Here is a 19259-nt window from a genome sequence, read left to right as displayed (position 1 = left end):
CCGGGCCACTGCCCTCGGCGCTTCATGCGCTCCGGCCCGCCGTCAGTGTCGGCTCAGCCCGATGGCCGAGCATGGCCGCCCTGGTGAGTTCGGCCTTGTTGCCCAGCCCCAGCTTGGTCCTGATCCTGCGCAGGTAGGTGTCGACGGTGTGCCGGCTGATGCCCAGGCTCTGGGCGATCTGCTGCTGGGTCAGGCCGTCGGCGACCCGCTGGAGAACCTCGTTCTCCCTGATGGACAGATCGGGATGATGCGGCGGCGGGTCCTCCACCGCTTCCTGAATCACCCCCACAACCCTCTCGATCAGCTCACCGTGCTCCCCGCCGGACACCAGGAGGAGGACGGGTGTGATGGTGGCGGCGTCGATGCCCTCCTCATGGAGGACCTCCGACAGGCCGCGAGTGAGGATCGGCGATGGTGAGACAACAGAGATGATCGTCATATGGGCACCCCAAGCTCTGTGGCGGACCTGCTCAGCATGCGGCACGAGGGCGCACGCGGACATCGCGGTAAACCTTGATTTCCGCGATCTGCCGCATCAGGGTGCGTAGTGGTCACATCCAGCCATCGAGAGCGTTCTTCATCCCGATGCGGGAGGTGACCCCGAGCTTGGCGAAGATGTGCGACAGGTGGGTCTCCACCGTGTGGATGCTGATCGACAGTTGCTGGGCGATCTGCTTGTTGCTGCTGCCGCCGCCCGCCAACTCGGCCACGTCCATCTCGCGGCGCGAGAGCCCGAACGGCCCCGCCGCGCGGCCCGGCGACGACGACACCCGCACACCGCTCCTGCGTTGCTCCCGGACGGTTTCGGCCAGCAGGTGCTTGGCACCGCATCGGACGAAGATCTCCGCTGCTCGTTGCAGGGCCGTACGGGCGGGGCCGCGCGTGTTCGCGGTGGTGAAGGCGGAGCCCGCGACCAGCCATGCGCGCCCGGCATCGACCCAGTGCCCGGCATGGGTGAACTCCTCGGCTGCGCGTGCGGCCTGCCCGGCCGAGGCGGCGGGTTCGTTGAGGCGCAGCGCGTGGGCTCTGCTCAGCCGGGCCATTGCCTGGGAGGCGGGTAAGGCGGACGAGGCAAGGCGGGTGGCGCGCTCGGCCCACAGCGCGGACTGCTCGCCTCGCTCCTGGGCCATCTCGGCGAAGGCCATGGCCTCGTAGCAGGCCAGCAGCGTGGCCCGGTCGAGGAGGATCCTGGTGGACGGCGCGCAGACCTGTTCCAGCGCCTGCGCGCCCGCGGCCACCTCCCCTGAGTTGATCAGCGCCCGTGCACCGGCATAGCGGGCGGTGGCCGCCCACGATTCCGCTCTGCCCGCGCACACCTGCATCGCTTCCTCGGCGTGTCGCAGGGCCTCCTCGTGACGCCCCGACCAGGAGGCCACCAGGCAGCGCTCGGTCAGTCCGAAGGCCAGCAGCTGCACCGAGGACAGCGATCTGCCCATCTCTGTCGCCTCGTCGGCCGCCATCTCCGCTGCCGAGAGCTCGCCGGCCTGCCAGAGCGTCCGAGCCTGCCCGGCCAGCAGGTTCGGCAGGATGTAGTTCTGGCCCGTCGATCGGGCCACGGCGACAGCGCGCGAGAACCAGTGCAGCGCCGGCTGCTGGCGGCCCAGCAGCGTCTGTGCCCAGCAGAACCAGGACAGGGCGTCGATCCACTCGGCCAGGTGCTCGTCGGAGGTCTTGCCGGCCAGGCGCTCCGTGGCCTCGATGTGGAAGAGCGCGTCTTCCGCCCGCCCGGCCGAATAGGCCGTTATGGGCCGCAGCGCGGCCACGGCCACGGCCATGCCCGGCTCCTCCTGGACGGGGATCTCCGGGATGAGATCAAGGTAGTGCCGGGCGGCCTGGACGTCACCGCGCATGAGGTTGTCCCCGACGAGCCGTAACCGCAGGGGCACCGCCGCACGCAGCAGGGGATGGGGCATGCGGTTGAGCTCCGCCATGAGCAGGGCCTGCCCCTCGGCCGGTCGGCCGAGCATCCGATCGATCATGGCCGAGCGCCGGACCACCGACGCCCGTCGCGCGTGATCGGAGTCGGGCAGCAACCGCAGCGCCTGCTGCGCGGTGCTGCTGCCCTCGTGCAGCTGGCCGCTGATCGCCTGGAGCCTGGCCAGCTCCATGAGGACCTCCACCCGGTCCTGCTCCTCCTCCGGCATCAGGCGCAGCGCCGCCTGCAGCCAGCGCGCGGCTGTGGCGGGAGCGTGTTCCTCCGCCGATCGTGCTGCCGACTTCAGCGTCCGGATCGCGCCGGCGTCGCCGGGCCGGGCCGACTGCACCAGGTGGTGGGCGCGTAACGACGCCGGCGCGCCTATCGTCGCGAGGTACGCGGCGATGCGCGCGTGCGCCCGCACCCGCCAGCCGGCGCCTGCCGAGTCGTAGACGGCGCTCCTGACGAGGGGATGGCGGAAGCGGAAGTGACTCGCCGACCTGGCCGGGCGGATGACGTCGCGAGCGGCCAGCCGGTCCATGCTCTCTGCGACCGCCTCTTCCGGCAGCGCAGCGGCCACCTCCAGGATCGGCAGATCGAACTCCTCGCCTGCGACCGCCGCGCCGTGGGCGACCAGCAGCGCGTCGGGCGGCAGCGCGTCGAGTTCGAGCTTGAGCGCGGTACGCAGGTCGGCGGGCAGACCGCCCGGCGTCGCCTCGGCCATGACCGGCGAATCCAGGTCGGCCAGGACCTCCAGATAGAAGGGGTTGCCGCCGCTGACTTCGTACAACGCCTGTGAACGGGCGGGCCCGGCCGCCGGGCCGAGAAATTCCTCCACCTCGGCATGGCTCAGCGGATCCACCGCCAGCCGGTGGGCGTGCTTGGCGGGCTGCACCAGTTTGGCCAGGTGGGACGGGGCCTGCGCGGGACGGTAGGCCAGCGCCATGAGCACGCCGCCGCCAGGCGGATGGCGGATCAGATAGCCGAGCAGCTCCGCCGAGGCCTCGTCGGCCCAGTGCACGTCGTCGAGCACCAGCGCCAGACCTCCGGGAGCGGCCAGCTCCTCCAGCACGCCCCTGACGGCCCGGTAGAACCGGTTGCGGGTAAAGGGACTCAGCTGCGCCTCGCCGGCCGGTTCGCCGGCCAGAGCGGGGAAGACGGAGGCCAGCAGGGAGATCGCCGGCCGGCCGAGGCGCTCACCCAGCTCCGCGCGCAGGCCGGCAAGCCGCTCGTCGAGGGCGTCGACGACCAGGGCGAGCGGCAGATCGGACTCGTACTCCGAAGCCAGTCCCCTGGCCGCGCACATGCCACGCTGCTCGGCCTTGGACGTCACCTCATCCAGTAACCGTGACTTGCCCACGCCGGGTTCGCCGGTCACCGCCAGGAGCTGAAAACGCCCGGCGAGAGTGGTCTCCAGCACGCCGTCGAGTGCCGAGAGCTCGGCCTGCCTGCCCACGAGCCGCCTGACCCGACCGTCCACGTACGACCTCCAGCCACGCGAGATCAATGATCTTCAACTCTATTGCCTGCGCGGTTGCCTGACTATGCGGCTGTCAGGTGTTTTCGTGACTGTCGTCATCGCCCGGCCGTCGGCACGATAAAGACATCGCCCCAAAGAAAGGGAACAGAAAATGAATTCTCCGTTCGGTCTGGGAATCGCGCGCACCGTCCCCGCCGAGGCGACCGGCGAGCCGACCGGCGCCTACGACGCCGACCAGCAGGTGTGGGTCGGCGGGGACGATGTCTCCGCCGGTTACTGCACCAAGTTCAAGGTGTGCGCTCTCGGCGGCTGCATCACCTACAACCGCCAGCTCTGGGACACCGGCCCCATCGGCTGCTGACCCGCCGGGACAGCTCGAGGCGGACGCACCCGCGGCGTCCGCCCCGAGCTCCCCACCCCGTTCTATCCCTTCGAACTGGCGGGCCGCAGAAATGCAGGAATCGCAGATACTGATATTCACGAACACAATGGACCCGCATGCCGACGTCGTTATAAAAAAACTGACCGGCTGGGGTCATGAGCCCGTGCGGCTGAATTCCGACGACCTGCCCGACGCGGCGGTGATCCGTACGGCGCTGCGCGGCCCGCGCTGGACGGGCGGGTTTCACATGAGTGCCGGTGACCGCGTGGCCGACCTGGAGCGCGTGCGGTCGGTGTGGCTGCGCCGCCCCTACCCTTACGGTCCGTCGGCCGCGCTGGGGCCGCTGGAGCGCGCCTTCGCCGTCGCGGAGCTGGAGCAGACCATGGGCGGGCTCCTGGCATCGCTGGACTGCTACTGGATGAGCCGCCCCGGCGACGTCAGGGCGGCGAGCTGGAAGCCCGAGCAACTGCGACGGGCCGCACGCATGGGCTTCGAGGTGCCGCGCACGCTCATCACCAGCGACCCGGAAGCGGTGCGCGCCTTCCACGCCGAGTGCGGTGGAAGAACGATCTTCAAAAGCATGACAGGACCCGCCGGGCTCGCCTCCGTCGAGCCCGCCGCGGAAGGGATGACCGGACCGCCGACGGCCTTGGAGATGCCGACGACCATGCTCGGTGAGGCCGAGCTGGCGGCGCTGGAGGCCGTTCGCCTGACCCCCTGCCTCTTCCAGGAGTACGTCGACAAGGACAGGGAGTTGCGGGTGACCGTCATCGGCGATGAGGTTTTCGCCGCCGAAATCCACTCGCAGGCACGTCCGGAGACCGCGGTGGACCTGCGGCACTTCGACGTGGACGTGCCCTACCGCGCGGCCCGGCTGCCCGATGAGGTGGCGGGACGATGCCTGGAGTTCGTGCACAGCTACGGCCTGACCTTCGGCGCGCTCGACCTCATCCTGACTCCGGACGGCCGCCACGTCTTCCTGGAGAACAATCCCATCGGCCAGTTCGTCTACATCGAGGAGCGCGTGCCGGAGCTGCGCATGACGGACGCGCTGGCCGGCTGCCTGCTCAACGCGGGACGACCGTCGTGAGCGGGCACGCGGTCGCCGACGTGCTGGCCGAGCTGGAGAGCGTACGCGGTGGCCGGGCTCTCGCGCTGCTGGCCGACCGCCTCGACGCCGCGCACGCCTACGCTCTGTACGAGTGCCTGCGCGGCCGCGAGCGCGCCGAGCGCATTGACCTCGTGCTCTTCACCAGCGGAGGCGACGTGGACGCCACGCGGCGCATCGCCCTGCTCCTGCGCGAGCACGCCGACAGGCTGACCGTGCTCGTTCCCGACCACGCCGAATCCGCGGGCACCCTGCTGTGCCTGGCCGCTGACGAGCTGGTGCTGGGCCCGATGGCGCAACTCGGGCCGATCGACCCGCACGTCTCCGCCCTGGGAGAGCACGCGGCAGGCCCTGGCCGTATCTCCGCCGAGGACATCCGGCTCCTGCCCCGGATGGCCGGTGAGTGGTTCGGCCTGGACCAGAAGGCCGACCAGCCGCACATCTTCTCGGCCGTCAGCCAGCGGCTGTTCCCCACGACGCTGTCCACCTTCTACCGCGCCGACCGCAACATCCGCAGGGCGGCACGGGAGCTCATCGCCCTCCAGCGGCCCGGCCTGGACGAGGAGGGACGCGCCCGCATCGTCGACGAGCTGGTCTCCGGCTACGACAGCCACGGCCACGCCATCACGCGTGCCGAAACCGCGCGGCTGGGGCTTCGGGTGACGATCCCGAGTCCGCGTGAGGAGGAGCTGATGTGGCGCTGTGCCGAGCCCCTGCGCGAGTGGCTCACGCGCAGCGACGAATGCGGCGGCCTGCTCGGCATGGTGGCCGACGCCGAGGGCTTTCGCGCCCGCAGGTTCTTCACCGCCCCCACGCCCGACCAGCCGCCCCGCCCCTACTGGGAGTTCGACCACACCGGAGGTGAACGCGCATGCTGAGCCCTTTTCCCGAATACGCGCTGCTGTTCTTCCGTCTGAGCCTGACGCTGGTCTTCGTCCTGGCGGTTGTGGCCAAGCTGCGCAACCTGCCGGCTTTCACGAAGGCGACCGCCGACCTGTCGGGCCTGCCCGCCCGCGCAGCCCGGCCCGCCGCGACCGCGGTGGTGCTGGCCGAGGGCACCGCCGCCGTGCTGATCGCGGCCGGTGGCGCCGCGCTGACGTGGGGGCTGCTGCTCGCCGCGGGCCTCCTGCTGCTGTTCTCGGCCCAGCTCACGCTGGCCCTGCTGAGGGGGCGGAGGATCTCCTGCAACTGCTTCGGCCGCAGCACGCAGCCCATCTCGGCGCTCGACCTGCTCCGTAACGCCGGGCTGATCGCCTGCGCCTGCGCCGCGCTCGTCCTGCGGGTGCTGACGCCGCACCAGGGTGTCCTCCGCGCGGACGCGCTCGCGCTCGTCGCGGTGATGGCCCTGCTGTTCGTCACTGTCTGGCTGCGCCTGCCCGATCTGGGCCTGATCCTGCGCCCGGCGCGGCAGGCGGCGGCCACGAAGGAGAGCCTCTCATGACCACGACGACGATGTTCGCCCTCACCTGGGCCGTCCTGCTCGGCTCGGTGGCGCTGACCCTCCTCATGGCGGCCAAGCTCAGGTTCGTGCTCGATCCCTTCCGCCATCAGCCGGCCGACCTGGGACTCCCCGAGGGCACGCCCGCGCCGGCCTTCTCCGCGTCCACGCTCGACGGGGCGGTGGTGGACACCGAAAACTACGCCGAGCGCTCCTTCACCCTCGTCTTCGTCTCCCACCACTGTCCGAGCTGCCGCGAGCACCTCCCTCACATGAGAGCGCTGTGGTCGCTGGCCGCGTCCGCGGGGAGCGAACTGGTGATGGTGGTCTTCGACGAGGAGTCAGGGAGCCGTGCCGAGGCCGAGCGGCTGGTCGCCGAACACGACGTTCCCGCCCGGACCGTGCTGGCCGCGCCGGGCCACCCCTTGCGAGAGCTCTACAACCCGCGGCAGGCCACGCCGCTCTACTGCCACGTGGAGTCGGGCGTAGTGCGCGGCAGTGGCCCCCTCGGTTCGCAGGGCTGGCAGAGCCTCGTGCGCGGCTGGCAGGCGGACGTGGTAGGCACGCGATGACGGCGGCGTGGGAGTGCGAGGCAGCCGTCAAACGGTTCGCGGAGCGGACGGCTGTGGACGGTGCGACCTTCCGATGCGAGTACGGGCAGATCACCGCGCTGCTGGGGCACAACGGGGCCGGCAAGTCCACGCTGTTCAAGGCGGCGGCCGGACTCGTACGGCTCGACGCGGGCGCCACGCTGGTCGGTGGCCACTCACCCGGCAGCACCCGGGCCCAGCAGGCGGTGTCCTACATGCCGGAGCAGCCCGACCTGTACCCGGGAGTGTCGCTCTGGGAGCACATCACCTTCGTCGCCCTGGCCTACCGGTTGCCCGCATGGGAGTCCCGCGCCCGCGAACTGCTGGAGCGATTCGAGCTCACCGACCGGCGCGACGCGCTGCCCCACGAGCTCTCGCAAGGGCTGCGGCGCCGGCTCGCCCTGGTCATGGCGCTGCTGCACGGGGCCAAGGTGTTGCTGCTCGACGAGCCGTTCAACGGCCTGGACCCCCACAGCGCCATGCGGCTGCGCGCCACCCTCGCCGACCTGGCGGCGGGTGGTGCGGCCGTAGTGGTGGCCACCCACATCCTGCATGACGCACAGCGCATCGCCGATCGCGTGATCGTGCTGGAGAGCGGACGGGTCATAGCCGGCGGCGACCTTTCCAGCCTCGTGCGCCAGGCGGGGTTGTCCGGGCCGATCGGGCTCGAAGAGGTCTATCTCGCCCTGACGGCGGAGAGCCGGTGAAGGCGTTCGCGGCCGCGAGCCGCGCCCTCGTCTACCTCTCCTGCGCCGCCTGGTCCCGGCGGGTACGGGAGTTGCGCCCGTGGCGGATGTTGCTGCTGGCGGCGGGGGCGGCAGTGGTGGCCCTGCTCCAGTTGCGGCTCACCGCGCTCGCGCCTCCCGGCCAGGACGGCGTGGCCGACCGGGTCACCACCGTCGCGCCGCTGATCCTTCCCCTGATGTTGCTGACCGCGACGCGCCGCTCACCGTTGCGGCTGTCGACCGCCGAGGCCTCGTGGTCGCTGACCGCCCCCGGAGGCGGCCGCGCCCTGCTGGCCAGGCATCTGCTGGCCGGGCCGGCACGTTTCGCGCTGATGGTCCTTGCCGCCGGAGCGCTCACACGCTGGTGGGCGGGGCTCGACCCGGTGTGGGCGTGGCAGCCGGCCGCCGCCTGCGCCGTGCTGCTCCTGCTGTTCGGACTGGTCGCGTGCGTGCGCCATCTGCTGGTGCTGGGGCCCGCCGTGGCGCGCGTGACCTTGCGCATCGCCGGAGCGGTGTGGGCCGTGGCGATGCTGGTCTCATACGCCTCCGACCTGCCCGCCGCGGCCTGGGTACGGCTGGCGCCGCTCGTGCGGGGATTGGCCGGACTGTTGTTCGAACCGGCACCAGGATCGGCGCCCCTGCTGCTGACCGGCCTGGCGTCTCTCATGTGCGGAGCGGCTCTCCTGATCACCATGGCCGACGGCTACCAGGAGCCCGCCGACGCGGCTGCGCGGGAGAGGGCCGGCGCGCAGGAGGTGCTGCGCCACTCCCATTCCGGCCAGGAGCTGGGAGCCGAGCGGTTCCGAACGGGGGTCGCCTCGCTGAGGCGGCTTCCGGCACTCACCGGTGAGCGAGCGGTGCTCTACCGGGCCCTGGCGCAGGAGCGGCGGGTACTGGTCGACCGTCTGGTCATGCCCGTCCTGCTCCTGGCGGCGGTGGCGGGACTCATGGTGGTGGCTCCCGCGTACGGCTGGGTTCCGCTGCTGCCGGCGGTGCCGCATCTGCTGGGCGAGCATCTTGTCGGAGGCCTGGCAGTCGAGCGCGACCACCACTTCGCGCGGGTGACGGGCATGCGGATGGAGCGGGTCCTGATCTGGGCCAACATCCTCCCAGTGGCGCGCACGGCCGTGGCGCTGGAGGTGCTGTGGTTGCCCCAGATCCTCTCGCCCGCGGTCGGGGCGACCATGTGGTGGGCCGGGGTGCTGCTGGCCCCGATCACTGCCGTGCTCATCGCCGGCGCGAGCGAGCTGGCCGGAGCGCTCATCGACCCGCTCGCGGCGAGGTTCACGCTCGCACTGGCACTGTGCGGGCTCGGCTGGACACCGTGCACGATCCTGCTGGCCGTGGACGCGCCACCGGCCATGGCCGTGGCGAGCCTGTCGATGGCGGCGGTGGCGATCTGGGCCGGTGCTGCCCGTGCCCTGCCTCGCTCGCCGGCGGCGCGCACCGCGCTATCGCCGCGCTAACCGGCGGCGAGTGCCCGTCCCGATAATCGCCACAACCGTCAGTAGGCAGGCGATACGAGGAGGCAGGACGTGAGAGTGATCATCGACAGGGCTCTGGCGCTGGTACTTCCGGAGGAGAAGGCGGCGGCCGTGTGCGCGTACCAGTACAAGTGCTTCTTGAACGGCTGGCACAGGAGGTTGTGCTGCTCCTCTTCCGCCGACAACTGCTCGCCCTGGGAGCGGCTCGGCTCCAGCTGCCCGGTCTAGCGAGAGGGCCTGCCACGGGCCGTACCGCCGGAGGCCATCGCCGCGCTCGCCGATCCGGGGGCCGGCGAGCGCGGTGCGGTCCGCGGGCGGGCCGCTGTTTCAGCCCGTCAGTGAGTCGACGAAGCGGGACATGCCCCGCGGGCGATCATGGAGGGCACGGCGGCGCGGGCGGCGTAGACGTGGGCCAGCACGTTGACCGCGTAGAGGCGGTTCCAGTCCTGGGCGGAGGCGTCCAGGCCGTGGCCGTCGATGACGCCGGCCGCACCCGTGACGACGACCTTGCCCTCGACGCGCATCCGTGCTCCTCCTGAAGCCTGAGCCGATCGGCCGGTAACAGAACAACATTCTACTGCGTTGGCGCGGGGTCCAGATGAGAGTTCTCTCATCCACACCTCAGAGTGGTCTCCTCGAAGGGCGTCAGGCTCGACCCCATGAAGCAGCGGGGAACCGTGATCCTCCTCGTCCTGGCGGCGGCCGTGGCGGGATTCATGTCGGTGGGGCTGGTGCAGGCGGCCGAGGAGCCCGACCTGGGCGGGCCCGTCGTCGTGACGCCCTCACCGGACGGGCACCGCACGGACGATCCCCGGACGTCCGATCCCGGCCCGAGCGGCCAGACGACCTCCGAGCCCGCCGTCTCCGGCTCGCCGTCCAAGAGCCCGGAGCCCCGCCACAGCGTTGGCCCCACCCCGCGCAGGACGAAGGCGGAGCCGGTCAGGCCACCTTCGCCGAGACCGGGCGGTGGCGATGACGACGATGATGGTGACGACGGCGATGACGATGACGACGACTGACGGGGAGGTCGCATGCGGGTGAGCGCCCGTGCCCGGATCGTGGGCTGGATGCTCGCCGTCGTCGGTCTCGCCCTGTCAGTATCGATCTTCGCGACCTGGTCCGTCCTGCTCGCCCGGCTCGACAGCCGGATCAACCTCGAGATCAGCAACGAGGTGGACAAGCTGCGCGCCTATGTCCACCCGAAGACCGGCCACTCGTTCACCGCACTCGAAGACCTGCTCGACGGCTACCTGTCGGTCAACACGCCCGACCGGTGGGAGACCTTCTTCAGCATCGTCGACGGCGAGGCCCACAAGGTCACCGCCATCCCGCCGCCCGTACGCCTCGACACCGACGCCGAGCTGGTCGCCGGCCTGGCCGAGGCCACCGAGGCCGAGCGCGGCACGGTCGAGAGCGCGCAGGGCCCGGTCAAGTACGCCGTGATCCCGGTGCGCGTGCAGGGCGACCCCCGCCAGGGCCACTTCGTCGTGGCGATCTTCTACGAGCGGCACCGCGACGAGATCGTGGAGGCGGTGAGCACGCTCGGGTTGTCCGCGCTGGCCGCGATGGCGCTGTCGGGCGGCGCCGGCTGGCTCGTGGCCGGACGCGTGCTCGCCCCGGTCCGGCTGGTCAGGCAGACCGCGGAGCAGATCAGCGACTCCACCGACCTCACGCGCCGGCTCGATGTGCCCGGCAACGACGACGTGGCGGCGCTGGCCGCGACGTTCAACCACATGCTCGACCGGCTGGAGCGCGCGTTCGTCGGGCAGCGGCGCTTCCTCGACGACGCCGGACACGAGCTGCGCACCCCGATCACCGTCATCCGCGGCCACCTGGAGCTCATGGGCGACGACCCCGCCGACCGCGCCGAGACCATCGCCCTGGTCACCGACGAGCTCGACCGCATGAACCGCATCGTCGACGACCTGCTCACCCTCGCCAAGGCCGAGCAGCCGGGGTTCCTCACGGTCGACGACGTCGAGCTGGCCGACCTGACGGTCAGCGTGGTCGCCAAGGCCCGCGCGCTCGGCGAACGCCGGTGGCGGGTCGACGAGGTGGCCGAGGCGCGGCTCCCGGCCGACCGGCAGCGGCTCACGCAGGCGCTCATGCAGCTGGCGGCCAACGCCGTGCGCCACACCGCCGACGGTGACCTGGTCGCCGTCGGCTCCGCCGTCCGCGACCGGCAGGTGGAGCTGTGGGTACGCGACAGCGGCCCCGGCGTGCCGCCCGCCGATCGCGAACGCATCTTCGGGCGGTTCGTGCGCGGCACGGGCCGCACCGGCGCCCACGACGGCGTCCACGACGGGGCCGGCCTGGGGCTGGCCATCGTCAAATCCATCGCCGAGGCCCATGGGGGCGACGTGAAAGTGACGGAGGCTCCTGGCGGAGGAGCCTGTTTTGTCATGACCCTGCCGCTGCGGCAGGCGTGGAGGCAGTGGTGAACCGCATTCTGATCGCCGAGGACGAGTCCAGGATCGCCTCCTTCGTGGAGAAAGGGCTGCGGGCCAACGGCTTCGTGACCGCCGTGGTCGGCGACGGGGTCGCCGCGTACGACCTGGCCTGCGCGGGCGGGTTCGACCTGCTCATCCTCGACATCGGGCTGCCGCTGAGCGACGGGTTCACGGTGTTGCGGCGGTTGCGCGAGTCGCGGGTCACCATGCCCGTGATCATCCTGACCGCGCGCGACAGCGTGAGCGACACCGTGGCGGGGCTGGAGGGCGGCGCCGATGACTACATCGCCAAACCCTTCGCCTTCGAGGAGCTCCTGGCCAGGGTGCGGCTGCGGTTGCGCGCGGAGCGCACGCCCGAGGTGACCGTGCTGCGGGTCTCCGACCTGTCGCTCGACCTGCGCACGCGGCGGGCGTACGTGGGGGACCGCGCGGTCGACCTGTCGGCCAGGGAGTTCGCGCTGGCGGAGATCTTCTGCCGCCATCCCGACCAGGTGCTGACCCGCGAGCAGCTGCTCAGCCACGTGTGGGGCTTCGACTTCGACCCTGGCTCCAACGTCGTGGACGTGTACGTACGCTATCTGCGCCGCAAGATCGGCGCCGAGCGCATCGAGACCGTCCGTGGCACCGGTTACCGGATGAGAGTCGCCTAATCATCACCTCACGGTTGCTTCACCCCCTACGTAGAGGCTGTTCATCAACGGCACTACAGAGGGAGAAAACGTGGCAACCGGGCTGGTGATGGACCTCGCGGCGATCGTCGCGCTGGCGTACGGGCTCTACTACCGGCGGCACCACCGGCGCGACCTGCTGTTCGCCTACGTCGCGCTCAATGTGGGCATTTTCGCCGTGGTGTCCCTGCTGCTCGTCCAGCGGGTCGACATCGCGGTCGGGTTCGGGCTGTTCGGAGTGTTGTCGATCATCCGGCTGCGGTCCAGCGAGATCACCCAGCAGGAGATCGCCTACTACTTCATCGCGATCGTGCTGGGACTGGTCAACGGCCTGGCCGGGGCGTGGCCGCTGACCGCGCTGCTGCTGAACGGCGTGCTGCTGGCGATCATGTACATCGCCGACCACCCCCGGCTGCTCGGCCGCACCCGGCAGCAGGTCGTGACGCTGGACGTCGTCCACGCCGACCCCGACCTGCTCCGCGCGGACCTGGAGAGCCGGCTGCGCGCGCGGGTCCTGCACGTCGTGGTGACCCAGGTCGACTACGTACGCGACGTGACCGTGGCCGACGTGCGGTACGCCGTCACGTCGCCCGAGGCGATGGGGGTGCGGCGATGACGGACGCGGACGTGCTGCTCGCCGGGGTGGCCGCGGCCGCCAGGCCGGTCGGGCTGGCGGACGTGCCCGAGCTGATGAGCCGGGTCGACAACAAATATCTCGTGACGGGCGCGACCATGGCCCGGCTGGCGGGGGAGCTGGGGGACCGGTTCTCCGTGCTGCGGATCGGCGGGCGACGGCAGTTCCGCTACACCTCCACCTACTTCGACACCCCCGACCTGCTCACCTTCCGCCAGCACCGGCAGGGGAGGCGGCGCAGGTTCAAGCTCCGTACCCGTACCTACCTGGACGGCGGCGGGCGGTGGCTGGAGCTCAAGCTCAGCGGCGCGCGCGGCAGCACCGACAAACACCGCATCCCGTACGACGGCGTGCCCGCGCACGTCCTCACCCAGGAGGCGCGCGACTTCGTGCACAACACGCTGGTCGGGGAGCTGCGCCTCACCCCGCCCGCCGCGCTCGGAGCGGTGTTGTCCACCGACTACCGTCGCGTGACGCTCATCGACCGGGCGGGGGCGGCCCGGCTCACCTGCGACACGGGGCTGCTCTGCCACGACGGGCGCCGGCGCGTGCCCGCGCGGCGCGACCTGGTGCTGCTGGAGTCGAAGTCGGCCGACGGCAGGGCCCTGGTCGACAGGGTGCTGCGCGGGATGGGGGTGCGGCCGGTCAGCGTGAGCAAATACTGCATCGGGATGGCGGCGACGCGGAACCTGCCGGGCGGCAACCGCTGGCGCCCGGTGGCGCGGCGCTATCTCGAACCCCAAACGGACCTTTCCGGTCTCAGCCGGGTGGCATAGTGATCGACCGTGGGCTGATCACGACCCACGTCAGGAACGGCGGGACGGAGCCGGCGGATCTCGGGGAGGCGCGGACGTCTCCGTGGTGAGCGTCCGCGACATGATCAGCCTGACCGTCTCCTCAAGCGAGCTGGCCTGGTCGATGACGATTTCGCCGGCGCCGGGGAGCAGGTCGCGTTCGACGTACCAGCCGCGCATCATGTCGGCCCCGAACTCCCTGCTCTGGGGGCGGGTGGCGTGGCGGCGCAGGGTCTCCTCGAAGGAGACGTCGAGATAGAAGAAGTGGCTGCGGCCCGGATGGTCGCGGCGCAGCGCGGTCAGCATGTCGCCGTACCTGTCGGCGGTGAGGATGCCCTCCAGGATGACGTGGTGGCCGTGGTCGAGGGCGTAGCGGGTGACGGTGTCGATCAGGCCGATGTTGACGCCGCCGGCCTGGTCGAGCTCGCGCAGGATCTCGCGGCGCAGCACGTCCTGGCTGACGATGGCCAGGCCGCGCCGGCCGTAGGCGTCGCGGATGGCCCGCGCGACCGTGGTCTTGCCCGAGCCGGAGTTGCCGCGTAGCACGATCAGCCGGGTTGAAGCCGACGAGGTGCATCCGATGCTCGACGGAACGTCGCTCAACTGGTCGGACACGGCGTCGAAGGTAGCACCCCTCAACCTCCTGAGCGGCCAGTTCAAGCAGGAGTGATGCGAACGCACTCGCATCTGGGACCTGTATCGATGTCCGAAGTCGATGCGCGGTGAACGTGATCGCCGCAGATCGGCGAGACGGGTGTCATCGAAGGCTGTCGTTTCGGCGTGCACTCCACACTGCCAGCCCGGCCCCCAGGATGAGAACGCCGGCGAGCCAGAGGATGCCCTGGAGCGGCAGGGCATCGACGATCGTGCCGCCGGCCAGCGCGCCGAGACCGATCGAGAGGTTGAACACCGCCACCCACAGAGCGGAGGCTTCCTCGACCGCTTGCGGCGCGGACCTGATCATCCACGTTTGGAGACTCGTGGAGACCCCGCCGTACACCAGGCCCCAGACGACGAGCAGCGCCACCCCACCCGCCGCGGTGAGCCCTGCTATCGGGTAGAGCAGCACGGTCACCCCCAGGGCGGCGGCGATGGTGAGGACCGTCCGATGGAGCCTGTTCGCCACGGCGGCACCCGCGATGAAGTTCCCTGCGACGCCCGCCAGGCCGAATCCGAACAGCAGAGGCCCGACGAGTTGCTCGTCGATGCCGGACAACTGCTGCAGCACCGGGCTGATGAACGTGTAGGCCGCGAAGTGGCCGGTCACGATCAGGAAGGTCGCCAGGATGCCGACCTGGACGCCCTGATTGCGGAACTGGTCGGCCAGCCGCCGCAGGCCGACGGGCTGAGCCGCCGTCAACGACGGCAGCACGGCCAGCAGGGCGACCAGCACGACCAGGGCGAGCGCGCTCAGCGCGCCGAACGCGATCCGCCAGCTCGCCAGCCCGCCGATCACCGTGCCGATGGGGACGCCGAAAACGTTCGCCGCCCCGACGCCGCCGAAGATGATCGCCGTGGCCCGCGGCACGAGCGGGGCGGGGACGAGCCGGACGGCCAGCCCTCCGGCGATGGCCCAGAACCCGCCGATCGCCACCCCGACCAGCACCCGGGCGCTGATCAGGAGCGGATAGTTCGGGGCCAGGGCGGAGGCCACGTTGGCCAGCGTCATGAGTCCCATCAAGGCGACGAGCAGGAGCCGGCGATCCATCCTGCCGACGAGTACCGGGACCACCGGTGCCGCGATGGCGGCGACGATGCTGGGGACCGTGACCATCAAGCCGGCCGTCCCCTCAGAAACCGACAGTGCCGATCCGACGGGAGTGAGCAGCCCGATGGGGAGCTGCTCGGCCGTGACCAGGAGAAATGTGCCGAAGGCCACGGCGGACACCGCGATCCATGGATGCTTCGCTGACGCGCCTCGCCCGGTCGTCGTAGGGTCCGTTGCCGTCACGTCGTGTCTCCCTTCACTCATTCGGGAGCGGTCGCTCCCATATGACGGCACACCCTAATACGGGAGCGATCGCTCCACAACGTTGGTAGAGTGGCGACCATGGCACGACCCAGGGAGTTCGACGAGCAAGACGTGATCGCCAAGGCGACCGACCTGTTCTGGCGTCGCGGCTACAACGCCACGTCCGTCCGTGACCTGGGCGCCGAGCTCAGACTCAAGCAAAGCAGCCTGTATCGCACCTTCAACGACAAGCGCACACTGTTCTTGCGGACGCTGGACCACTATCGGGCGACGGAGTCCACGCAAGCGGAAGAACAGCTCAGCGCCGCCGGTCCCAGCCTCGAAGTCCTGCGGGAATGGCTGATCTGGATGATCAGCCACGAGGCCGGTCGCGGCTGCTTCGTGGTCAACACGGCTGCCGAACTCGGCACCACCGACCCCGAGATCCAGCAAAAGACCGAGGCCGCGTTCGAAGTCACCAGGAAAACCCTGGCGTCACTGCTCCGCCGCGGCATCCGCGACGGCGACCTGCCCGCCACACTGGACGTTGACGCCGCAGTGGAACTGCTGTTCACGACGGTGCTTGGACTACGCGTACGCGAACGCACCGGACACGACCCCCAACGGCTCGCCACGGCGATCGACTTCACGATCAGAACGCTCGCGACCTCCGCGACCTGACCACGCCTGTCCCGGTCGCGGAGCGGCGAGGGACCGACCGCTTCCGCCGTGATTCGGCAGGGTTGTGATAGCCGGGCCTGCCCGTATGCATCGATCGCGTACGCGCCGCACCAGGCCGGCCGCATCCGTTTATCCGGGACCTGGCCGGTGATAGGCAGGGAAACGGCCGGCGACGAGGGACAGTTTCCATGATTGAGCGCATCCACGAGATACCGGCCGTCTCGCTGAGCGCCGACGACTACCTCGACGACTTCTGGCCCGGCTACCGCCGGATGGACGGCGTGTTGTGGAAGGTCGAGCGGGTGCAGAGCTTCTCCGACGCCGGCGAGCCGGGACGGGCCGCGCTGACGGAGGGCGACCGGGCCCGCTCGCTCAGGCTGATCGACGACGGGCAGGCCGCGGCCGGGGGCTTCGCGCGCAGGCGGCTGCGGATCGTCGAGCCGCCCCTCACCTCCTACGTGCGCTGGGAGATGCACGTGCTGGCGTCGCGCGGCGCGGTGGGCGAGGAGGTGAGGGTGCTCGCCGCCCAGCAGGTGGCCGACCTGGAGATCGACCGGCGGCTGCCCGAGCTGGTGGTGCTGGGGACCTCGGTGATGTACGAGGTGACGTACGACGCTCTCGGCCTGCACAGCGGCGCCCGGCGGATCGACGACCAGGAGGTGATCGCCGCCTGCCGGGGCGATCTGGACAAGTTGTTCGCCGCGGGCGAGGACCTAGAAGGCTATTACGAGCGCGAGATCCTCCCGCTCACCGCACCGCGGGTGCCTTCCTGACCAGCGGCGCCGGGCGTCTCGTGGGCGAGCACCTCGTCGAAGAGCAGGCGCGCCCTTTCTCGCTCCCGTGCCGAGATCCTTCCCTTGCGGAGCCGGTAGGCGACCAGGTACGCGTCCAGGATCAGGGCCCGTGATCTCCTCATGGGGTCATAGTGGCAGGTCGCCGGTGGCGGAGGCGGTGGAGCCGGTGGCCTGGTAGGCGGCGATGGTGCGTTCGGCGATGCGCATCTGGTGGATCTCGTCGGCGCCGTCGGCGAAGCGGGCCCAGCGGGCATGCTGGAACATGTGCGCCAGCGGCGTGTCCGTCGAGTAGCCGAGCGCCCCGTGCACCTGGATGGCCCGGTCGATGATGCGGTTGAGGCTGTTCGCGACGAAGTGTTTGGCCATCGAGACCTCAGTGCGGAAGTCCTCGCCCTTGTCGATCTTCGAGGCGGCGTGCAGCACCATCAGCTTGCACTGGTAGAGCTCCATGGCCGAGTCGGCGATCAGCCACTGGACGCCCTGCTTGTCGGCCAGCAGGGAGCCGTGGCTGTAGCGGGTGAGCGCGCGGCCGACCATCATGTCGAGGGCGGTCTCGGCCTGTGAGATCCAGCGCATGCAGTGGGCGAGCCGGGCCGGGCCCAGGCGATACTGGCCGAGGCGGTGGCCGTTGCCCCGGCCGCCGAGGATCTGGCTGCCGGGCAGCCGCAGGTCCTCGATGACGATCTCGCTGTGGCCGGTCGAGCCGTGCATCGTCTCGACCTCGCGCACGTCGTTCCAGCCGGGGTCGGGCAGGTCGACGAGGAAGGCGGTGTTGGCGCCGCGCGAGCCGGCCGGCACGTCCTGCTCGGTCCTGGCGATGAGGATGGCGAAGTTGGCGCGGCGGGCGTTGGAGATGAACCACTTGTGGCCGTTGATCACCCACTCGTCGCCGTCGCGTACGGCGGTCGTCTGGATCAGGGTGGGGTCGGAGCCCGCGACCTCCGGCTCGGTCATGGCGAAGCACGACATCTTGGTGCCCTCCAGGAGGGGCCGGAGGTATTTCTCCTTCTGCTCGTCGTTCGCCCAGTGCAGCAGCGTGTGCATGTTGCCCTCGTCGGGGGCCTGGCAGTTGAGCACCCATGGGCCGATGCGGGTCTTGGCCGCCTCCGACTGCACCATGGCCAGCTCCACGTGGCCGAGGCCCATGCCGCCCCACTCCTTCGGCATGTGGGGCAGCCACAGGCCCTCGGCCCTGGCGAGGGAGCGCAGGTGGAAGATCGTGCGGAGGTACGTGTCGCGGTCACCCTCCGCCACCTCCTCCATGGCGGGGGCCACGGTGCCCTGGATGAAGGTGCGGACCCGCTTGCGGATCTCCTCGTGCTCGGGGGCGAGGGTGAAGTCGATGGCCATGCTGCTCCTTGCGGTGAATCGGTGGGGTGGTGCCTCCCCGGTCAGCCCTCAATTTCACCGATAGTACTATCGGTGAAAATCCGCACAAGGGGAGATGCGTCACGGGAGGGGAAGGGCATCGATGACGAGCACACCGCTCAGCAGGAGCGAGGCGAAAGACCTGACCCGGCGCAGGCTGATCAGGGCCGCGCTCGCGATCCTCGACGAGGAGGGCGAGGCCGGGCTGACCACCGTCAAGGTCGCCAGGGCCGCCGGCATCGCGCAGTCGAGCTTCTACGTGCACTTCAAGGACATGCAGGACCTGCTGCGGGTGCTCGCCGAGGAGGGCGGCCGGCGGCTGCGCCACTCCATGCGCGAGGCGCGCAGGGCCGCCCGCGAGGCCCCCGGCGACCTCGAACGCCACCGCGACACCTTCCGCATCCCCCTGGAGGCCATCTGCCGCCACCCCGAGCTGCTCCGCATCCAGCTGCGGGCCCGGCACGACCCGTCGTCCTCGCTGCGCGACTTCGCCACGGAGACCGCCGCCGCCTACCGCGAGCACCACGCCACCGACCTGGCCGCCCTCGGTTACACCGCCGACGACGAGCACGACATGCGGCGGCTGGAGATGATCGCCGACGGCATCAACGCCGCCACCAACGCCCTGGCCATCGGCCACCTGGAGGGCCGCTACCCCGACCTCGACGAGGCGGCCGACATCCTGGTGGCCCTGTCGCGGGGCGCGCTGCGCCTGCTCAGGTCCGGCGCGGGCCGTGACGAGGGCCCGCGCCCTCCGGAGCCCGGCGACCCGTCGCCGCGCGACTAGGGCGCAGCGC

The 19259-nt window shown here is 70.6% G+C and carries 23 protein-coding genes; 16 read left to right on the top strand and 7 right to left on the bottom strand.

The window, feature by feature from the left end; genetic code table 11:
- Positions 1-22: 22 nt before the first annotated feature.
- A complete protein-coding gene (locus tag ABGA98_RS00265) occupies positions 23-439 on the bottom strand; it encodes a helix-turn-helix transcriptional regulator (protein ID WP_347616107.1) in 417 nt (138 codons plus the stop codon).
- Between the two features lie 112 nt (positions 440-551).
- Positions 552-3395 (bottom strand): AAA family ATPase, encoded by a 2844-nt coding sequence (locus ABGA98_RS00260; protein ID WP_347616106.1) that lies wholly within the window; start codon positions 3393-3395, stop codon positions 552-554.
- A 151-nt stretch (positions 3396-3546) separates the two neighbouring features.
- On the opposite strand from ABGA98_RS00260, the gene ABGA98_RS00255 reads away from it, so the two are divergent.
- From ABGA98_RS00255 to ABGA98_RS00220, 8 genes are all read left to right on the top strand, one after another.
- A complete protein-coding gene (locus ABGA98_RS00255) occupies positions 3547-3756 on the top strand; it encodes a hypothetical protein (protein WP_347616105.1) in 210 nt (69 codons plus the stop codon).
- On the top strand, positions 3656-4867 hold the full coding sequence (locus tag ABGA98_RS00250) for an MvdC/MvdD family ATP grasp protein (RefSeq protein WP_347616104.1): 1212 nt from the start codon (positions 3656-3658) through the stop codon (positions 4865-4867). The genes ABGA98_RS00255 and ABGA98_RS00250 overlap by 101 nt, the downstream gene beginning before the upstream one ends.
- Positions 4864-5763, top strand: a complete 900-nt coding sequence (locus tag ABGA98_RS00245) for a hypothetical protein (RefSeq protein WP_347616103.1) — start codon at positions 4864-4866, stop codon at positions 5761-5763. The genes ABGA98_RS00250 and ABGA98_RS00245 overlap by 4 nt, the downstream gene beginning before the upstream one ends.
- Positions 5757-6326, top strand: coding sequence for a MauE/DoxX family redox-associated membrane protein (locus ABGA98_RS00240; protein WP_347616102.1), 570 nt, complete (start codon positions 5757-5759; stop codon positions 6324-6326). Before ABGA98_RS00245 ends, ABGA98_RS00240 begins: the two co-directional genes overlap by 7 nt.
- A complete protein-coding gene (locus tag ABGA98_RS00235; RefSeq protein ID WP_347616101.1) occupies positions 6323-6895 on the top strand; it encodes a redoxin domain-containing protein in 573 nt (190 codons plus the stop codon). Before ABGA98_RS00240 ends, ABGA98_RS00235 begins: the two co-directional genes overlap by 4 nt.
- On the top strand, positions 6892-7620 hold the full coding sequence (locus tag ABGA98_RS00230) for an ABC transporter ATP-binding protein (protein ID WP_347616100.1): 729 nt from the start codon (positions 6892-6894) through the stop codon (positions 7618-7620). Before ABGA98_RS00235 ends, ABGA98_RS00230 begins: the two co-directional genes overlap by 4 nt.
- Positions 7617-9104, top strand: coding sequence for a hypothetical protein (locus ABGA98_RS00225; RefSeq protein WP_347616099.1), 1488 nt, complete (start codon positions 7617-7619; stop codon positions 9102-9104). The genes ABGA98_RS00230 and ABGA98_RS00225 overlap by 4 nt, the downstream gene beginning before the upstream one ends.
- Positions 9105-9173: 69 nt before the next feature.
- Positions 9174-9350, top strand: coding sequence for a hypothetical protein (locus ABGA98_RS00220; protein WP_347616098.1), 177 nt, complete (start codon positions 9174-9176; stop codon positions 9348-9350).
- Between the two features lie 107 nt (positions 9351-9457).
- Here ABGA98_RS00220 and ABGA98_RS00215 read toward each other — a convergent pair whose 3' ends face one another.
- Complete coding sequence (locus ABGA98_RS00215) at positions 9458-9646, bottom strand: hypothetical protein (RefSeq protein ID WP_347616097.1); 189 nt, start codon at positions 9644-9646, stop codon at positions 9458-9460.
- 135 nt (positions 9647-9781) lie between these two features.
- Here ABGA98_RS00215 and ABGA98_RS00210 point away from each other — a divergent pair, with 135 nt between their 5' ends.
- The 5 genes from ABGA98_RS00210 to ABGA98_RS00190 all read left to right on the top strand — a co-directional run bounded on the left by ABGA98_RS00210 (position 9782) and on the right by ABGA98_RS00190 (position 13650).
- Complete coding sequence (locus tag ABGA98_RS00210; RefSeq protein ID WP_347616096.1) at positions 9782-10141, top strand: hypothetical protein; 360 nt, start codon at positions 9782-9784, stop codon at positions 10139-10141.
- Positions 10142-10153: 12 nt separating this feature from the next.
- Complete coding sequence (locus tag ABGA98_RS00205) at positions 10154-11563, top strand: HAMP domain-containing sensor histidine kinase (RefSeq protein ID WP_347616095.1); 1410 nt, start codon at positions 10154-10156, stop codon at positions 11561-11563.
- A complete protein-coding gene (locus ABGA98_RS00200) occupies positions 11560-12222 on the top strand; it encodes a response regulator transcription factor (RefSeq protein WP_132598294.1) in 663 nt (220 codons plus the stop codon). Before ABGA98_RS00205 ends, ABGA98_RS00200 begins: the two co-directional genes overlap by 4 nt.
- A gap of 88 nt (positions 12223-12310) precedes the next feature.
- On the top strand, positions 12311-12856 hold the full coding sequence (locus tag ABGA98_RS00195; RefSeq protein WP_347617679.1) for a DUF4956 domain-containing protein: 546 nt from the start codon (positions 12311-12313) through the stop codon (positions 12854-12856).
- On the top strand, positions 12853-13650 hold the full coding sequence (locus ABGA98_RS00190; RefSeq protein WP_347616094.1) for a polyphosphate polymerase domain-containing protein: 798 nt from the start codon (positions 12853-12855) through the stop codon (positions 13648-13650). The genes ABGA98_RS00195 and ABGA98_RS00190 overlap by 4 nt, the downstream gene beginning before the upstream one ends.
- Before the next feature lie 30 nt (positions 13651-13680).
- Here the strand turns inward: ABGA98_RS00190 and ABGA98_RS00185 are convergent, their stop codons facing one another.
- Both ABGA98_RS00185 and ABGA98_RS00180 read right to left on the bottom strand, forming a co-directional pair.
- Positions 13681-14283 carry a kinase gene (locus tag ABGA98_RS00185; RefSeq protein ID WP_347616093.1) on the bottom strand — a complete coding sequence of 201 codons (603 nt, stop codon included), beginning with the start codon at positions 14281-14283 and terminating at the stop codon, positions 13681-13683.
- A gap of 142 nt (positions 14284-14425) precedes the next feature.
- Positions 14426-15556, bottom strand: a complete 1131-nt coding sequence (locus ABGA98_RS00180; protein WP_347616092.1) for an MFS transporter — start codon at positions 15554-15556, stop codon at positions 14426-14428.
- A 162-nt stretch (positions 15557-15718) separates the two neighbouring features.
- Between ABGA98_RS00180 and ABGA98_RS00175 the strand changes: the two genes are divergently transcribed.
- The gene (locus tag ABGA98_RS00175) at positions 15719-16300 is read left to right on the top strand and encodes a TetR/AcrR family transcriptional regulator (protein WP_347616091.1); all 582 of its coding nucleotides are present in this window, start codon (positions 15719-15721) and stop codon (positions 16298-16300) included.
- Between the two features lie 188 nt (positions 16301-16488).
- Entirely contained in the window at positions 16489-17073 is a 585-nt protein-coding gene (locus tag ABGA98_RS00170; protein ID WP_347616090.1) for a DUF6879 family protein, read from the top strand.
- Here ABGA98_RS00170 and ABGA98_RS00165 read toward each other — a convergent pair.
- Together ABGA98_RS00165 and ABGA98_RS00160 are read right to left on the bottom strand one after the other, a co-directional pair.
- Positions 17025-17216, bottom strand: a complete 192-nt coding sequence (locus ABGA98_RS00165; RefSeq protein WP_347616089.1) for a hypothetical protein — start codon at positions 17214-17216, stop codon at positions 17025-17027. The two genes, ABGA98_RS00170 and ABGA98_RS00165, sit on opposite strands and share 49 nt — an antisense overlap.
- A gap of 4 nt (positions 17217-17220) precedes the next feature.
- Positions 17221-18444: an acyl-CoA dehydrogenase family protein gene (locus ABGA98_RS00160; protein WP_347616088.1), complete on the bottom strand. Its 1224-nt coding sequence runs from the start codon at positions 18442-18444 to the stop codon at positions 17221-17223.
- Between the two features lie 121 nt (positions 18445-18565).
- Here ABGA98_RS00160 and ABGA98_RS00155 point away from each other — a divergent pair, with 121 nt between their 5' ends.
- Positions 18566-19249, top strand: coding sequence for a TetR family transcriptional regulator (locus ABGA98_RS00155; RefSeq protein ID WP_347616087.1), 684 nt, complete (start codon positions 18566-18568; stop codon positions 19247-19249).
- Positions 19250-19259 lie beyond the last annotated feature (10 nt).

This window comes from Nonomuraea sp. B1E8, from assembly GCF_039871515.1.
Classification (GTDB): Bacteria; Actinomycetota; Actinomycetes; order Streptosporangiales; family Streptosporangiaceae; genus Nonomuraea.
This window is presented reverse-complemented; position numbering and strand designations above follow the sequence as displayed.

Excerpts from the sequence above, each read along its gene's own strand:
- ABGA98_RS00265 (WP_347616107.1), bottom strand. The coding sequence starts at position 439 with ATGACGATCATCTCTGTTGTCTCACCATCGCCGATCCTCACTCGCGGC.
- ABGA98_RS00255 (WP_347616105.1), top strand. The coding sequence starts at position 3,547 with ATGAATTCTCCGTTCGGTCTGGGAATCGCGCGCACCGTCCCCGCCGAG.
- ABGA98_RS00250 (WP_347616104.1), top strand. The coding sequence starts at position 3,656 with ATGTCTCCGCCGGTTACTGCACCAAGTTCAAGGTGTGCGCTCTCGGCG.
- ABGA98_RS00240 (WP_347616102.1), top strand. The coding sequence starts at position 5,757 with ATGCTGAGCCCTTTTCCCGAATACGCGCTGCTGTTCTTCCGTCTGAGC.
- ABGA98_RS00235 (WP_347616101.1), top strand. The coding sequence starts at position 6,323 with ATGACCACGACGACGATGTTCGCCCTCACCTGGGCCGTCCTGCTCGGC.
- ABGA98_RS00230 (WP_347616100.1), top strand. The coding sequence starts at position 6,892 with ATGACGGCGGCGTGGGAGTGCGAGGCAGCCGTCAAACGGTTCGCGGAG.
- ABGA98_RS00215 (WP_347616097.1), bottom strand. The coding sequence starts at position 9,646 with ATGCGCGTCGAGGGCAAGGTCGTCGTCACGGGTGCGGCCGGCGTCATC.
- ABGA98_RS00210 (WP_347616096.1), top strand. The coding sequence starts at position 9,782 with ATGAAGCAGCGGGGAACCGTGATCCTCCTCGTCCTGGCGGCGGCCGTG.
- ABGA98_RS00205 (WP_347616095.1), top strand. The coding sequence starts at position 10,154 with ATGCGGGTGAGCGCCCGTGCCCGGATCGTGGGCTGGATGCTCGCCGTC.
- ABGA98_RS00195 (WP_347617679.1), top strand. The coding sequence starts at position 12,311 with ATGGACCTCGCGGCGATCGTCGCGCTGGCGTACGGGCTCTACTACCGG.
- ABGA98_RS00190 (WP_347616094.1), top strand. The coding sequence starts at position 12,853 with ATGACGGACGCGGACGTGCTGCTCGCCGGGGTGGCCGCGGCCGCCAGG.
- ABGA98_RS00175 (WP_347616091.1), top strand. The coding sequence starts at position 15,719 with ATGGCACGACCCAGGGAGTTCGACGAGCAAGACGTGATCGCCAAGGCG.
- ABGA98_RS00170 (WP_347616090.1), top strand. The coding sequence starts at position 16,489 with ATGATTGAGCGCATCCACGAGATACCGGCCGTCTCGCTGAGCGCCGAC.
- ABGA98_RS00165 (WP_347616089.1), bottom strand. The coding sequence starts at position 17,216 with ATGAGGAGATCACGGGCCCTGATCCTGGACGCGTACCTGGTCGCCTAC.
- ABGA98_RS00160 (WP_347616088.1), bottom strand. The coding sequence starts at position 18,444 with ATGGCCATCGACTTCACCCTCGCCCCCGAGCACGAGGAGATCCGCAAG.
- ABGA98_RS00155 (WP_347616087.1), top strand. The coding sequence starts at position 18,566 with ATGACGAGCACACCGCTCAGCAGGAGCGAGGCGAAAGACCTGACCCGG.